Source organism: Kribbella pratensis (assembly GCF_004365355.1).
Taxonomy (GTDB): Bacteria; Actinomycetota; Actinomycetes; order Propionibacteriales; family Kribbellaceae; genus Kribbella.
Genome location: NZ_SODP01000003.1, coordinates 757,642 through 771,711 on the forward strand (window position 1 = coordinate 757,642; position 14,070 = coordinate 771,711).

Here is a 14,070-nt window from a genome sequence, read left to right on the forward strand (position 1 = left end):
GAGGTGCGATGAGCGAGGCGGGGCGGGACGACGCGGAGGTCTCCGAGGACCGGAGTCCGGTGGCGGACAACGAGGTCCTGGAGGAGGCCGGCGAGCCGGAGCAGCCGAGGCTTGCCGATGACGCCGCGCCGGTCGATGACGCCGGCGTGACGCGTGGGATGTACATCGCCAGTACTTGGGCGTGGCGGTTCCTGGTGATCGTGGCTGCCGTGGTTGTGATCGGGTACGGCATCCGGTACCTGTCCGAGGTCGTCGTACCGGTGACTGTCGGTGTTCTCCTGACCGCACTGCTCGTGCCCATCACCAACGGCCTGCAGAAGCTTCGTCTCCCGCGCGGCCCCGCGGCGGGAATCACCGTGATCGCGACGGTCGTGCTGGTGGCCGGCCTCCTCACCCTGGTCGGCACGCAGATCGCCGGTCAGTTCGACAGTCTGTCGACGCAAGTCGGCGAAGGTGTGCAGAAGCTGCGCGAGCTGGGCCGGATCAACTTCGGCCTGACCGACCAGGACGTCACCAACGCGATCAAGACACTGCGCGAACAGATCACCTCCGGCGGGGCGATCGGCCAGCAAGCAGCAGCAGTCGGTACGACGGCCACGCATGTCGTCGCGGGGCTGTTCATCTCACTGTTCTGCCTGTTCTTCTTCCTGTACCAGGGCGATCAGATCTGGGCGTGGCTGGTCCGGCTGTTCCCGCGCCGCGCCCGCGACAAGGCGGACTCCTCCGGGCGCAGGGCCTGGGTCTCGCTGACCGCGTTCGTCCGCGCGACGATCGTGGTTGCGGCCGTGGATGCGATCGGCATCTCGCTCGGCGCCGCGATCCTCGGCCTGCCGCTCGTGAGCGCGATCGGCATCCTGGTGTTCGTCGGCGCGTTCGTACCGGTCGTCGGCGCGCTGGTCAGCGGCGTGGTCGCGGTCCTCGTCGCGTTGGTTGCCAAGGGCCCCATTGTCGCGATCGTCATGCTCGCGGTGGTGATCGGCGTACAGCAGCTGGAGGCCCACGTCCTGCAGCCGTTCCTCCTCGGCCGCGCGGTCAGCGTCCACCCTCTCGCCGTCATCCTCGCGATCGCCACCGGAGTAATCATCGCCGGCATCGTCGGCGCCCTGGTAGCCGTCCCCACCGCCGCCGTCCTCAACGCCATCGTCAACCACCTGGCCGGCAACGACCAGGACCCCGAACCCCCACGCCCCCTCCCCAGACGCCGTCCCCGCCCAACCCCCACCGATTAGCTAGCGCCGTACGCGAAGACGCCGCCGGGCGTGTGGCTCGGCGGCGTCTTCGGGTGGTCGACGTCAGCGGTTGAGGCCGCCCTTGTCGGTGTTCTTGGTGAGGTTGGGGTTCGTCTGCTCACCCTGTCCGGACGTCTGCGGCTGCGCGGGAGCGGCGACGGCCTGGCTGGCCGGGGCGACGCCGCCTGCGAGGCGGGCTGCGTTCTGGGCGTCGATCTGGGCCTGGGACGCCTGGGCCAGGTTCTGGATGGCCTCGTTCGTCTCGACCGTGATCTGGCCGGGGAGGTTCTCGCTCCACTGCTGGATGACTGCCAGCTGGGTCTTGGTGTCCATCGCCTGGTTCATGTCGGCGCCCAGCGGCGGGTTGTGCCGGCTGGCGTTGAACGTCGCCAGCGAGCTCTCGGCCTTCAGCATGGTGTTGTTGAACTTGCCCTCGAACCACCGGCCGACCTTGCCGGGCGCCGAGGTGACCGCCTCCCGGGCAGTCCGGGCGCCGCTGACGACCGCGTCCCGGGCGTCGCGAGCCGTGCCGGCCGCGGCCGTCCGGAGATCCCGGGCGCCCTGGGCGATCTGCTGGCCGGTCTCGTTCAGCCGGTCGGCTCCGGCCTGCCACGCCTGGTCGAGGTGGACCTGACCACGCTGAGCAGCATCGACGATGCCGTCCCGGGCACCCCGGTAGGTGTCCGCGACCTGCCGGCCCGCCGCGTTCACCTGATCCACCCCGCGGTTGTACGCACCGGCGACCTGCTGGCCGACCTCAGTGGCCCGGTCCCCGACGGCGTTCGCGCCGCGGATGACCGCGGCCCGGGCGTCCTGAGCACCCTCCACGACCGTGTTCCGGGCCTCCTGGTAGGCGCGCGTTGCGCCGCCGACCGCGGCGTCGCGGTACTCGCGGGCCTGGGTGGCCAGCGTCTGCGCGGCTTCGCTCAGCCGGTGCTGAGTGTTGTCGTACGCCAGGTGGACCCGGGCGACAGCACCGCGGATCGCTGCGTTCACCCGGTCCCGCAACGGGTCCGTGTTCGCCGCGCGCATCAGGTTCGCCTGCTGGCGCGAGTCCAGGCTCGCGTACTGCATCGAGGCTGTCCGCTGCTCCGGCGTCATACCGACGAAGGCGCGGAGGTTCGCCTGCTCGTTCTCGGTCAGGTTCGCGAGCCACTCGCCTGACTGCATCCAGCTGCCCTGCGGCCACGCGGGGCTTTCCTGAGTAGGGGTCGTCATTACGTCTCCTAGTTGATGTAGACCGCGTAGCTGACGCCGACCGCGGGGGTCAACGGGGAACTGGCCGGCTTGGTGCTGAACAGCCGGAGGTGCGCGCCGGGCAGCAGCCAGGTGGCCAGATGGCGCTTGTCGGATCCGGCGCCCGGACCCCACGCGTCGAGGAATCCCGGCTGGCTGTCGTCACCGACGTACGTCGGCTCGCCGAAGTACTTGCGGGCAAGCTCGAGGTGCTCCGGCCAGTGCGCGTCGAGACCGGCCTCGGCGTCGGCGATGTCGCCCGGCTCGATGTCGTACGCGCACCAGCCGCTGTTCTTGGCGTCCGCGAACGCCATTCCCGGGAACACGATGATCGTGCTGTTGCGCTTGGTGGTGAAGCCCCACGAAGCGACTGCGCGGTCGATCTCCTCACCTGCGGCGAGCGGCCAGGGCTGCCAGTCGGTGGCCGAAGTGACTCGCTGAACGATCGCCCGGACGACCTTCGGTCCGCTGTCGTTGTTGTTCGGTCCGGCGATGGCCGTCCAGTCGCGAATGTCGGCGAAGTCGGCGAAGGCCCGGTCGTCCTCGTCGAGTGGTCTGTCCAGCGTTTTCATTCCGGGCTTGTTCCTTCCGTCGGTGCGGGGTGGGGGTCGTGGAATCTGGTGGAAAACAAGGGGATCGGGGCTAGCGAGCCGGACCGTTCCGGTCGGCGCCGCGGTGGTTCGACGCCGGGCCTCCGGCCTGGGGGCGGGCGCCGTCGCCGGCGGCGCGAGTCGTGCCGGGTGGGAGGGTCGCGGCCCGGACGTGGGCGTCGAGGTCCGCGGAACGCGCGTCCGAAGCTGCTTGCCCACCGCGGGCCGCGGCACGCTCTTGGGCGAGAGCGGTGAGCGAGGTGTCCGACACGGTACTGTCGACGGCTCCGGTGGGCGGCGGGTTCCCGGCGTTCGCAAACATGTCGTCGCGCTGCCGTTCGCGGGCCGCGTGAAGTGGTGTCCTCATGTCCCCTCCTCGTTGAGGTAGACCGTGTAGTTGATTCCGACCGATACCGACAAGGGGCGCGCTGTCGGCTTGTTGCTGTACAGGTGGATCTCTGCACCGGGCGGCGTCCACACGGCGAGGTGGCGACGGTCGGCGCCGGCGCCCGGGGACCAGTCGTCGACGAATCCGGTCTTGCTGTCGATTCCGACGTACGCCGGCTGTCCCCAGTGCCGGCAGGCGAGGTCGAACTTCGCCGGCCAGTGTTCGTCGAGTCCGGCGATCGCCGCGTCGATGTCGCTGCGCTCGATCGCGAACGCGACCCAGCCGCTGAACGGGCTGTGCGGCAGGACCTGGTCGTCGTACACCGCGAGCTCGGTCTTGCGGCGGGTCAGGAAACCCCAACCGTCCAGCTGGTCGTCGATCACGGTCCTGCGGGTGATCGGCCACGGCTTCCAATTGGTCGCGGACTTGACCCTGCGGATCAAGCGGCGCACCGGGTCGGGACCGGTAGCGCCCGTCTGCGGTCCGCCGAGACGTCGCCAGTCGCGGACCTCGGCGAGGTCCGCCATCGCGCGGTCGTCGTCGTCCAACGGCCGGTCAAGAGTCTTCATCCGTGAGGCTGTTCCTGTTCCTGTGACTGGGGTGCATCACGCTCTGCTGTCGAAACTAAGACCCCGGCGGGGTCAGGCGGGCCGTTCGTCTCACGCAGAACACAAGAACAGCCGCCCTGGGAAGCTTCCCAGGGCGGCTGTCGGGTAGGTCAACCGGAGTTTGGTCTCAGTGCGGTAAACCTGAGTGCCGGATCAGTGGCGTGTCAGTGCATCGCCGCGGCGGCCGAGGACTCCAGCGACTCCGGGCTCTCGCCCTCTGCCTTCGGGCCGTCGTTGCGGCCGGCCAGCCGCTGCTCCGGCGTGATGATCGCGATGATCAGCGCGATCGCCAGGAACGGCAGCGAGACCAGGAAGACGTCGTCCATCGCGTCGACGAGCCCGTGCAGAGCGAAGCCCTTCATCGGCTCCTTCAGCGCGTGCAGCGCCTGGACGCTGTTGGCCGCCTTGGCCAGTCCGTCGACCATCGACTGCGTGGCGTTCGGAATGATGTCGCCCAGGTGGTCCTTCAGCCGGCTGGTCAGTACGGCGCCGTAGACCGCCGTACCGATCGCGCCGCCCATCGAGCGGAAGAAGGTCATCGTCGAGGTCGCGCTTCCCATGTGCAGCCGGGGAACGCTGTTCTGCGCGGCGGTGACGGTGATCTGCATCGACAGACCCAGACCGGCGCCCATCACGAACATGTAGATCGCCAGCTGCCAGTACGGCGTGGTCAGGCTCAGCGTGGACAGCAGCACCATCGCGCCGCTGACCAGGACCGCGGAGATGATCGGGAAGTGCTTGTACCGGCCGCTCTTGCTCATCATCTGACCGCTCGGGATCGACGCGGAGAAGATACCGACGATCATCGGCAGCAACGCCAGGCCGGAGCGGGTCGGCGACAGGTCCTTGACCGCCTGCAGGTACAGCGGCAGGAAGATCAGCGCACCGAACATCGCGAAGCCCAGCAGGAACGCGTACCCCGCGTACCCGGAGAAGATCCGGCCCTTGAACAGGTCCATCGGGATGATCGGCTCCGCCACCCGCAGCTCGATCAGGACGAAGGCGACAGCCAGTACGACAGAAGCGACCAGCAGGGCGATGGTGGTGCCGTTGCCCCAGCCGTTGGTCGGGCCGCTCCAGGAGATCGCGAGCAGCAAGGTGGTGACCGCGGCGGCGACCGTCGCGGCGCCCAGGTAGTCGATCTTGTGCGAACGCTTCACGTGCGGGAGCTTCAGCACGGCGGCGACGATGCCCAGGGCAACGAGTCCGATCGGCAGGTTGATCCAGAAGATCCAGCGCCAGCCGGGACCGTCGGTGAGCAGACCGCCGAGCAGCGGGCCGGCCACCGAGGACAGGCCGAAGACGGCACCGAAGTACCCCATGTACTTACCGCGCTCGCGGGGCGGGATCACGTCGCCGATGGTGGCGAACGCGAGTGACATCAGACCGCCGGCGCCCAGACCCTGGACGGCGCGGAAGCCGATCAGCTGCTCGATGTTCTGCGACAGCGCGGACAGCACGGAACCGGCGAGGAAGGTGACGATCGCCGCGATGAACAGCGGGCGGCGGCCGTAGAGGTCGGAGATCTTTCCCCACAGGGGGGTCGAGGCGGTCGAGGTCAGCAGGTACGCCGTGACCACCCAGGACAACTTGTCGAGGCTGTTGAACTCGCTGACGATACGCGGCAGCGCCGTCCCCACGATGCTCTGGTCGAGCGCAGCCAGGAACATCCCGGCCATCAGGCCGCCGAGAATCACCAGGATCTGCTTGTGGGACAGGTAGCTGGGACCGCTATCAGGCGCAGCGCCGCCGGCGGTGGCAGGCTCTGTGGTGCTCATTTGGTGCTCTCCAGGTTCTTGTCGGTGTTCTCGCGGTGTGCGGGATCGCCGCCGGCCGCGAAGTCTTGGTCTGTACTGCGCTCTGCGCTGGGGGAAGGTCTCGGGGCCACGGCGGCCCACCCCTTCTCGGCCCAGGCGGCGCTGGAAGGTGCTTCGGTCCGGGCGGCGACGCCGTCCGCGAAGCGGGTCATCAGCCGCTCGAAGGTCTGCACGTCCTCCTCGGACCAGCCCTCCATCGCGGCACTCAGCAGCTCCATCCGGTGACGGGCGCTGGCTTCCCACTGCTCGATGCCCTCGTCGGTCAGCTCGACCCGGAAGGCGCGGCCGTCGTCGGGGTCGGGGGAGCGGCGGACCAGGCCCAGCTGCTCCAGGGACCGGACATGCCGGCTGGTGGTCGAAGCGTCGAGCTCGAGTCGCCCGGCGAGGTCGGACAGGCGCAGTGCACCGTTGCACCGCAGTGCGAACAGCACGATGTGCGCGCTGTGGTCGATCGTGTCGCCGGGCTGCTTGGCCTTCAGTCGGCGTCCGATCCGGGTGAACGCGTGCATGACGCCCTCGATGGGGGTCTGCGGAGAGTACGCGTCGTTTACTTGCATGCTGCAAGCATATACATGCTTGCGTGATACACGCAAATGAGTTTCCAAGAAGTTCAAGTGGGTCGCCACTTATTTGCTCTCCGTCACAGGATGATCACTGTCCGCAGTGAAGGCCGCAGTTCCTTCACTCTTTCGACGGCGGAAGGGGGGTGTTTTGTGACGCGAGGTAGTCCTGGATCCCCTTCGGAGGTCGGTCCAGCACCCTGGTTCGGGCGCTGCGGCCGCCGGGAGGCTGGGTCGGTGATCAAGCGGCGGCTGGTGGAGTTCGGGGTCATCTGACTTGTTCTGACGTGGCTGCCGTGGGAGGTGCTCGGCGTACTCGGGGTGAATCTGGATGAGGGCGCGGGCATGCTGGTGTTCTCGCTGGCGGCGTCGGGTCCGTCGTTGGCCGCACTGGTGATGTGGCTGCGGTACCGCGAGCGCCGGCGGGTGGTCCGCTGGTCGCCGGTCTGGCCGGTGGTTGCCGTCGTACTCGGAGCGATCGGTCCACTGGGGGCGTGCGTGATCTGCGGGCAGCTGCCCGAGCTGCCCGACCACGCTGCCTCGGTCGTCGCGGGAGCCGGAGGGGTGCTCGGCGCGGCGGCGTACACGTTCCTGGCAGGGCCGGTTTCGGAGGAGTTCGGGTGGCGCGGCTACGTGCAGCCTCGGTTGCGGGCGTACTTCGGTCCGCTGGGGAAGACTGTGGTGCTCGGGGCGGCGTGGGGGTTGTGGCATGTGCCGCTGTACTTCCTGAACGGCACGGGGCAGCACGATGACGGGCTGTTCACGGCGGCGGGGGTGACGTTCTTCCTGGAACTGTTCCCGCTGACGTTCCTGATGTTGTTCGTGAGCGAGAAGCTGCGGGGCGGGGTGCCGGGGGCGATCCTCGTACACGCTGCCTGGAACCTGACCGAAGAGCTGGTGCCGCCGCTCGGTAAGGGGGTCTGGCTGGAGTTGGTGGTCATGATCGTGGTCGCTGCGGCGTTGCTGCCATCCTGGACGCCAGTCAGAACAGGCAGAAGGGTGGCGCGATGACGCAGGTGGCCGTGGTGACGGGCGGCGGATCCGGGCTGGGGCGGGAGATGGCGCTGGCGCTGGCGGCGGCCGGGTATCACGTGTGGGTGACTGGTCGGACTGAGGAAAAGCTCCAAGAAACCGCCGCCGCAGCCGCTGGCGCGGCTGCGGCGGCGGGAAGTCCGGGGAGCGCCGGAGGGGGCGAGGGTGGGGACAGCGCCGGAGGGGTCGAGGTTGGGGGGAGCGGCGGGGGCGCTGGGTGGGGTGTGGTGGAAGGTGCTGTGCTCGATGTGGCTGATGGGGATGCTGTTCGGAGGTTCTTCGGGGGGCTCGAGCGGGTTGATGTGTTGGTGAACAACGCGGGGACCGGGTCGCCGGCAGCGGGGGTACAGGATGTGCGGGAGGAGGATTGGCGGCGGGTGGTGGATACGAACCTGACCGGGTCGTTCTTGTGTGCGCAGGCGGCGTTCGAGCTGATGCTGCGACAGGATCCCAAGGGTGGGCGGATCATCAACAACGGGTCGATCTCGGCGCATGTGCCGCGGCCGCAGGGGATCGCGTACACCGCGAGCAAGCACGCGATCACCGGTCTGACCAAGGGCCTCGAGCTGGAAGGCCGTGCGCACGGCATCACCGCCTGCCAGATCGACATCGGCAACGCCGCGACCGCGATGACCGCGCGGATGGAGCAGGGCGTACTCCAGCCGGACGGTTCGGTCGCGGTCGAGCCGACGTTCGACCCGAAGATCGTCGCGGACTTCGTCGTCCAGATCGCCAAGCTCCCGACCACAGTCGCCGTACCGACCCTGACCGTGATGGCCGCCGGTATGCCGTACGTCGGCCGCGGTTGACCTCCAGCGCTGTTGAGGTTCTACCGTCGCTGGATGGAGCCGCTCGAAACAACAAGAAAAGTGTCGGGCGAGCCGTCTAGTGTCGGGCAGGTGAGTGAGCAGCGGGAGTCCTTGGTTCATGTCCGCGACCTGCGGAAGTCGTACGGCGACTTCGAAGCGGTTCGCGGGATCGACCTGGACGTGTGGCGGGGCGAGGCCTTCGGGTTCCTCGGGCCGAACGGCGCGGGCAAGTCGTCGACGATGCGGATGATCGGCGCGGTCTCCCCCACCAGCGGCGGCACCCTGCGCATCCTCGGCCTCGACCCGGCCACCGACGGCCCGGCGATCCGCGCGCGACTGGGAGTCTGCCCGCAGGACGACACCCTCGACACCGAGCTGACAGTCAGGGAGAACCTCACGATCTACGGCAGGTACTTCGGTCTCAGCCGGGCCGAGTGCCGCGAGCGGGCCGACGAGCTGCTCGAGTTCGTGGCGCTGACCGAGAAGGCGAAGGTCAAGGTCGACGAGCTGTCCGGCGGGATGAAGCGCCGCCTGACGATCGCCCGCTCCCTGGTCAGCAAGCCCGACCTGCTGCTCCTCGACGAGCCGACGACCGGCCTCGACCCGCAGGCGCGGCACCTGTTGTGGGACAAGCTGTTCCGGCTCAAACAGGCCGGCGTCACGCTGATCATCACCACGCATTACATGGACGAGGCCGAGCAGTTGTGCGACCGGCTCGTGGTGATGGACGGCGGTCTGATCGCGGCCGAGGGTTCGCCGTCGGACCTGATCCGGGACTATTCGACGCGCGAGGTGACCGAGCTGCGGTTCGGGCCGGACGTGATGCTGGCCGACCACGACGCCCTGGCCGGCAAGGTCGAGGACCTTGCCCAGCGCATCGAAGTACTGCCGGACCGTCTGCTGCTCTACACCGACGACGGCGAGCGCGCGGTCGCGGCAGTGCACGAGCGCGGTCTGCAACCGGCTGCGGTTCTGGTGCGCCGCTCCACGCTGGAGGACGTGTTCCTGCGCCTCACCGGCCGGACGTTGGTGGACTGATGGCGCTCGCACTCGAGAACGGTCGCCGGATGTTCGACTACTGGCTGACCGTCTACAAGCGGACCTGGAAGGGCACGATGATCAGCAGCTTCCTGCTGCCGATGCTCTACCTGGCCGCGATGGGGATCGGGCTCGGCTCGTTCGTGGACAGCAACGGGACGGGCGCGCTCGGCGGGGTCAGCTATCTGCAGTTCATCGCGCCGGGGCTGCTGGCCGCGACGGCGCTGCAGATCGCGGTCGGCGAATCGACGTACCCGGTGATGTCCGGGCTGAAGTGGCAGAAGTTCTTCCACTCGATGATCGCGACGCCGCTGCGACCGGCCGATGTCGTGTACGGGCAGCTGGCGTTCATCGCGTTCCGGGTGTTGAGCTCGTGCGCGGTGTTCCTGGTGATCATCGCGTTGTTCGGCGGGTTGAAGTCGCCGCTCGGGATCCTCGGTCTGCCGGTCGCGCTGCTCGTCGGGATGGCGGTCGCCGGCCCGATCGCGGCGTACGCGACGACCTTGGAGAACGACTCGGGCTTCGCGATGGTCTTCCGCTTCGGCGTGGTTCCGGCGTTCCTGTTCTCCGGTGCGTTCTTCCCGGTCTCGCAGCTGCCCGACTGGATCGAGTGGCTCGCGTACGTGAGTCCGCTGTGGCACGCGGTCGACCTGTCCCGCAACCTGAGCCTCGGCACGGTGAACCCGTGGCTGGCGCTCGTCAACGTCGTCTACCTGCTGGCGTGGTTCATCGTCGGCACCTGGCTCGCCGTCCGCGGCTTCACCCGAAGGTTGATCCGCTGATGGCAACTATCGCTGCCCGGGTTGTCCCGGTTCCGGTTCGGCTCGGTGGGGGCCGGCACATCGTCGAGCGGAACTTCCTGCTCTATCGGCGGTCGTGGGTCGTGTTCCTGTCCGGGTTCTTCGAGCCGGTGTTCTACCTGCTTTCGATCGGCATCGGTGTCGCTCACCTCGTCGGCGACTTCACGTTGTCCGACGGGACGAAGATCGCGTACGCCGCGTTCGTCGCGCCCGCGATGCTGGCCAGCTCCGCGATGAACGGCGCGATCTTCGACTCGACGTACAACATCTTCTTCCGGATGAAGTACGCCAAGCTCTACGACTCGATGCTCGCGACGCCGTTGCGGCCGTGGGACGTGGCGACCGGCGAGATCACCTGGGCGCTGCTGCGCGGGGCGATCTACTCCGCGATGTTCATCCTGGTGATGCTGGTCATGGGTCTGGTCTCGTCGTGGTGGGCGCTGCTCGCGCTACCGGCCGCCGTGCTGATCGGGTTCGCGTTCGCCGGTGCGGGCATGGCGCTGACCACGTTCATGCGCAGCTGGCAGGACTTCGAGTTCGTGCAGCTCGCGATCATGCCGATGTTCCTGTTCTCGGCCACGTTCTATCCGGTCGAAACGTACCCGGAGGCGATCCGCTGGCTGGTCGAGATCACCCCGCTCTACCAGGGCGTCGTCCTCGAACGCGCCTTCGCCACCGGCACCGTCAGCTGGTTCCTCCTCGTCCACGCCGTCTACCTGGCCGCCATGGGAACCCTCGGCATGTACGTCGCCTCACGCCGCCTGGGCAAGCTCCTCCTCAAGTAGCCGGAACCACGGCCCGCCGTCGCGCCGGGGAGTTCTGCCGGCTTCGTCCAACCGCATTGGTCGCGATGGAACGGGTAACCGTCGGGTCGCGTCAGTTCGGTATGAAGCTGATCGGTGCGTGGCGGCGCCGGCAACGGGATCGGAGGCTGCTGTACGGGCCGAAGGTCATGCTGCCTGGGGGACCCGAACAATGGATCGAAGACACGCTGGACTGGTTGACGGGACGGTTCGGGGTCGAGCCGCTGCGTCGTCCGCCGGTGCTGCCGAGCGAGTTCGTGCCCCGCGGGTACGACGGTTCCGAGCGAGCTGCCCGTGACCTCTGCCTCAAGGTCTGCGCGTGGATGGAGGTGCCGGACGACCGGATCCGGTTCAGCTTCCGGATGGAGGAGGTCCGCGCCGCCGCCCGCAGCACGGCCGTACGCCGGCTTCGCGCGGAGCAGCGCGCGAACATCGCGGCGGTATCGGGGCTGCGGGCAACAATGATGACAGCCGAGGTCGATGCCCTCGCCGCCGCGGGTTTCGCGCCGGAGATCGCAGTGCTTGCCGAGCGGGAGTTGCAGGCAGAGCTGAATCGCTGTACGGCGATCGTCCAGGAGACCGACCTCGACCGGCGGGCCGAGCTGTGCGATCGCGCCGAGGTCTTCTGGTCGAAGCCGCCGGGCAGCGGATCGCGCGCGTGCTGGCTCGACCTGCGCAGCGGTGCCCTCGACGGTACTGCGGTGATGCTGTCGGCCGACGTACTCGCCGACCCCTCCACGGTGGTGGCCGCGACGGCCCATGAGCTCGGGCATGAGGTGCTGTGGGGATATCACCTGATCGACCGGCAGCGGCCGGATGCCGAGGCGGTGACCGATCTGTTCGCGATCTTCCACGGGTTCGGGATCTTCCTCGCGAACCAGGCGGTCGAGCCGATGCCAGGCCGACGTTCGGCGCTGCAGACGCTCGGTTATCTGGGGGAGCGCGGGGCGTCGGAGGCGTTGGCTGCGTACTGCTTCCGGCGGCATGAGTTGTGGCCCGTGTCGATGCTGCCGGTGATGCCGACGGAACTCGACCGGTCGGTGCGGATGCGTACGTTCGCCCGGCTCGCGGCGATGGTGAAGGACGTCGAGATCGCGTCGATCCAGGAGGGTGCTCCATTGGCCTGATGTCAACCGACGGTGACGGATCGACCCCGGAAGGTTTGGCGTGACGCCGGGCAGGCATGATCCGGCGAGTGAGGAATCCGATCGGCATGATGCGACGAAGCCAGCAAGTGCGGTCCCAGCTCAAGGCCCCGCGGGAACGGTTGCCTGGCGGTAGTCGCCGCTGGATCCGGTCGTCGATGGACTGGTTGGTCGCGGAGTTCGGCCGCGACATCCTGCTTCGGCCGATCGCGCTGCCGGCCGAGGTCATTCCGGACGGGTACGACGGGAGCCGGGCTGCGGCCACCGAGCTTTGCGGTCGGGTTGACGGCCGGATGGACCTACGGCCAGGTCAGTGTGGGCTGAGCTTCGAACTGAACGGTGTGCGTCGTCCGTCGAACCGCGGGACGACCGTGGTGGTGAAGGAACAGCACGGTCGCTGGAGCCGAGGGGTTGGCCAGAATCAGATCGAGCTCTCGCCTACGCTGGCCGCCGATCCGGTCGCGCTGATCGCGATCTACGCGCATGAGGTCGGGCACGAACTGCTCCTCGGCGGCGAGCGGATCACGCTGACGCGCCGACCCGACCATGAGCCGCTCACCGACCTCATCACCGTCTTCTACGGGCTCGGCATCTTCACGGCGAACGCGGCGTACGAACGTCGTCCGCGACCGAACGGGCGAGGTAAGCAGCCGGTCGCCCGCGGATACCTGCGAGAGGCCGCGCTCGCTGAGGCCCTCGCCTACTACGCCCTGCTGCGCGGCGAACGCCACCCGGACTGGGATCGCCACCTGGACCCGCCCGTACGCCGCGGTATGCGCAACCAACTAGCCATCCTCCACCGCTGACCGGCAGCGGGCTCTGGTTACGGCTTGAGGAGTTGGCGTAGCCACCACACGCCGCCTCGGAGCATCGAGACTTTGCTCGGGCCGGTTACGTGGTCGAGGAGGTGGGCGTAGGTCATGGTTTGGTGGAGCGCGCCCAGTTGTGTGGCGAGGTCGAAGGCGTGGCGTAGGTCTGTCGGGGTCGCATACTCCTCCCACTCGCTGAGGTACGCGTCCAGTACGCGCGGGTCCGCCGACAGCGGTGAGCGCTCCTCCTCGATGAACGTCACCAGGTCCAGGAACGGGTGCGACCAGGACGCGTCTGTCCAGTCGAAGGCCAGCACCTGGCTGTCCCGGACTGCCACGTTGCCCGGGTGCAGGTCGCCGTGGAGCAGAGTTTCGGGGAGGCCGATCGACGACAGTTCGGAGATTGCCTCACGCAACTGTTTGGCACGGATGGGCAGCTGGGCTCGTTCGTGCGGTTCGAGGCGGTCGGTTGCCGGGGTGGGGCCGAGCACGCGCTCCAGTTCGGCGTCCAGTACGGCGAGGCGGCGGTCGACGCAGGTCAGTTCCAGCAGGCGTTCGGGGTGATCCACGTAGCTGCGCTGCAGGCGCGCATGACGGCGTACGGCGTCGATCCACACCTCGACGTCGGTCTCGGCGGCCAGTGGTGTGCCGAGGTCGGGCAGCAGCATCCAAGCGCGCTGCGAGTCGATGGCGAGTGGCGCCGGGACCCCGCCGGGGTGGTCCTCGGAGGCCTTCTGCAGGAACAAGGGCTCGTGCGCGAACAGGAGGGGCAGTGGGTCCGGGCCGGTCGGCTCGATCGTGGTGGAGTGGGCGATTGCTTTGAAGTAGACGTCGCCGTCGGTTGTCGGGATGCGGAGGACATTCGACAGGCCCCACGAGCGGACCTGCGTCCATGGACCGGTCGCCTCTACATGCTCAGCGATCCATGGCAGCGCCTCGTCGTACCACTCCGGCTTTGTCCACGGCGCCAGATCCGAGCTGATGAAGCCGTCAGAGGGCAGCACCTGATAGGTGAGCGGCTCCTCGGACAGACACGTCAGCACGGCGGTGTCGACGCCTTGGTCCCGCAATGCGCGAATCGTCGGCTCGACGTTGAGGAATTGGGCCCCGTCCGGCACCTCGATCTCTTGCGGCACCTCGGACACGCCGACAACCGTGACTCTCATGTGGTGCAGCGTATGTGCCCACTGCGAAACGTAAAGTGAT

At 68.2% G+C, this 14,070-nt stretch carries 15 protein-coding genes; 8 read left to right on the forward strand and 7 right to left on the reverse strand.

Going from position 1 to position 14,070, the window contains the following annotated elements:
* Window positions 1–8: 8 nt before the first annotated feature.
* Window positions 9–1,229: an AI-2E family transporter gene (locus tag EV653_RS31490; protein WP_134108216.1), complete on the forward strand. Its 1,221-nt coding sequence runs from the start codon at window positions 9–11 to the stop codon at window positions 1,227–1,229.
* A 63-nt stretch (window positions 1,230–1,292) separates the two neighbouring features.
* Here the strand turns inward: EV653_RS31490 and EV653_RS31495 are convergent, their stop codons facing one another.
* From EV653_RS31495 to EV653_RS31520, 6 genes are all read right to left on the reverse strand, one after another.
* A complete protein-coding gene (locus EV653_RS31495) occupies window positions 1,293–2,447 on the reverse strand; it encodes a hypothetical protein (protein ID WP_134108218.1) in 1,155 nt (384 codons plus the stop codon).
* 8 nt (window positions 2,448–2,455) lie between these two features.
* A complete protein-coding gene (locus tag EV653_RS31500; protein WP_134108220.1) occupies window positions 2,456–3,037 on the reverse strand; it encodes a hypothetical protein in 582 nt (193 codons plus the stop codon).
* A gap of 70 nt (window positions 3,038–3,107) precedes the next feature.
* Window positions 3,108–3,422: a hypothetical protein gene (locus EV653_RS31505; protein WP_134108222.1), complete on the reverse strand. Its 315-nt coding sequence runs from the start codon at window positions 3,420–3,422 to the stop codon at window positions 3,108–3,110.
* A complete protein-coding gene (locus EV653_RS31510; RefSeq protein ID WP_134108224.1) occupies window positions 3,419–4,012 on the reverse strand; it encodes a hypothetical protein in 594 nt (197 codons plus the stop codon). Before EV653_RS31510 ends, EV653_RS31505 begins: the two co-directional genes overlap by 4 nt.
* Before the next feature lie 203 nt (window positions 4,013–4,215).
* Window positions 4,216–5,829 carry an MDR family MFS transporter gene (locus tag EV653_RS31515; protein ID WP_134108227.1) on the reverse strand — a complete coding sequence of 538 codons (1,614 nt, stop codon included), beginning with the start codon at window positions 5,827–5,829 and terminating at the stop codon, window positions 4,216–4,218.
* A complete protein-coding gene (locus tag EV653_RS31520) occupies window positions 5,826–6,425 on the reverse strand; it encodes a MarR family winged helix-turn-helix transcriptional regulator (RefSeq protein WP_134108229.1) in 600 nt (199 codons plus the stop codon). The genes EV653_RS31515 and EV653_RS31520 overlap by 4 nt, the downstream gene beginning before the upstream one ends.
* A gap of 324 nt (window positions 6,426–6,749) precedes the next feature.
* On the opposite strand from EV653_RS31520, the gene EV653_RS31525 reads away from it, so the two are divergent.
* The 7 genes from EV653_RS31525 to EV653_RS31555 all read left to right on the forward strand — a co-directional run bounded on the left by EV653_RS31525 (window position 6,750) and on the right by EV653_RS31555 (window position 12,861).
* Complete coding sequence (locus EV653_RS31525; RefSeq protein ID WP_134108231.1) at window positions 6,750–7,439, forward strand: CPBP family intramembrane glutamic endopeptidase; 690 nt, start codon at window positions 6,750–6,752, stop codon at window positions 7,437–7,439.
* Window positions 7,436–8,269, forward strand: a complete 834-nt coding sequence (locus tag EV653_RS31530) for an SDR family oxidoreductase (protein ID WP_202871917.1) — start codon at window positions 7,436–7,438, stop codon at window positions 8,267–8,269. Before EV653_RS31525 ends, EV653_RS31530 begins: the two co-directional genes overlap by 4 nt.
* A 90-nt stretch (window positions 8,270–8,359) precedes the next feature.
* Window positions 8,360–9,307 carry an ABC transporter ATP-binding protein gene (locus EV653_RS31535; protein WP_134108233.1) on the forward strand — a complete coding sequence of 316 codons (948 nt, stop codon included), beginning with the start codon at window positions 8,360–8,362 and terminating at the stop codon, window positions 9,305–9,307.
* A complete protein-coding gene (locus EV653_RS31540; RefSeq protein WP_134108235.1) occupies window positions 9,307–10,089 on the forward strand; it encodes an ABC transporter permease in 783 nt (260 codons plus the stop codon). Before EV653_RS31535 ends, EV653_RS31540 begins: the two co-directional genes overlap by 1 nt.
* Window positions 10,089–10,892, forward strand: a complete 804-nt coding sequence (locus EV653_RS31545; protein WP_134108237.1) for an ABC transporter permease — start codon at window positions 10,089–10,091, stop codon at window positions 10,890–10,892. Before EV653_RS31540 ends, EV653_RS31545 begins: the two co-directional genes overlap by 1 nt.
* Window positions 10,893–10,957: 65 nt before the next feature.
* Entirely contained in the window at window positions 10,958–12,037 is a 1,080-nt protein-coding gene (locus EV653_RS31550) for a hypothetical protein (RefSeq protein WP_134108239.1), read from the forward strand.
* Window positions 12,038–12,105: 68 nt separating this feature from the next.
* On the forward strand, window positions 12,106–12,861 hold the full coding sequence (locus EV653_RS31555) for a hypothetical protein (RefSeq protein ID WP_134108240.1): 756 nt from the start codon (window positions 12,106–12,108) through the stop codon (window positions 12,859–12,861).
* 17 nt (window positions 12,862–12,878) lie between these two features.
* Here the strand turns inward: EV653_RS31555 and EV653_RS31560 are convergent, their stop codons facing one another.
* A complete protein-coding gene (locus EV653_RS31560) occupies window positions 12,879–14,030 on the reverse strand; it encodes an aminoglycoside phosphotransferase family protein (protein ID WP_166679634.1) in 1,152 nt (383 codons plus the stop codon).
* Window positions 14,031–14,070 lie beyond the last annotated feature (40 nt).

What these genes read in the sequence shown, in the direction of transcription:
- EV653_RS31490 (WP_134108216.1), top strand. Translation starts at nt 9, where the DNA reads ATGAGCGAGGCGGGGCGGGACGACGCGGAGGTCTCCGAGGACCGGAGT.
- EV653_RS31495 (WP_134108218.1), bottom strand. Translation starts at nt 2,447, where the DNA reads ATGACGACCCCTACTCAGGAAAGCCCCGCGTGGCCGCAGGGCAGCTGG.
- EV653_RS31500 (WP_134108220.1), bottom strand. Translation starts at nt 3,037, where the DNA reads ATGAAAACGCTGGACAGACCACTCGACGAGGACGACCGGGCCTTCGCC.
- EV653_RS31505 (WP_134108222.1), bottom strand. Translation starts at nt 3,422, where the DNA reads ATGAGGACACCACTTCACGCGGCCCGCGAACGGCAGCGCGACGACATG.
- EV653_RS31510 (WP_134108224.1), bottom strand. Translation starts at nt 4,012, where the DNA reads ATGAAGACTCTTGACCGGCCGTTGGACGACGACGACCGCGCGATGGCG.
- EV653_RS31515 (WP_134108227.1), bottom strand. Translation starts at nt 5,829, where the DNA reads ATGAGCACCACAGAGCCTGCCACCGCCGGCGGCGCTGCGCCTGATAGC.
- EV653_RS31520 (WP_134108229.1), bottom strand. Translation starts at nt 6,425, where the DNA reads ATGCAAGTAAACGACGCGTACTCTCCGCAGACCCCCATCGAGGGCGTC.
- EV653_RS31530 (WP_202871917.1), top strand. Translation starts at nt 7,436, where the DNA reads ATGACGCAGGTGGCCGTGGTGACGGGCGGCGGATCCGGGCTGGGGCGG.
- EV653_RS31540 (WP_134108235.1), top strand. Translation starts at nt 9,307, where the DNA reads ATGGCGCTCGCACTCGAGAACGGTCGCCGGATGTTCGACTACTGGCTG.
- EV653_RS31545 (WP_134108237.1), top strand. Translation starts at nt 10,089, where the DNA reads ATGGCAACTATCGCTGCCCGGGTTGTCCCGGTTCCGGTTCGGCTCGGT.
- EV653_RS31550 (WP_134108239.1), top strand. Translation starts at nt 10,958, where the DNA reads ATGGAACGGGTAACCGTCGGGTCGCGTCAGTTCGGTATGAAGCTGATC.
- EV653_RS31560 (WP_166679634.1), bottom strand. Translation starts at nt 14,030, where the DNA reads ATGAGAGTCACGGTTGTCGGCGTGTCCGAGGTGCCGCAAGAGATCGAG.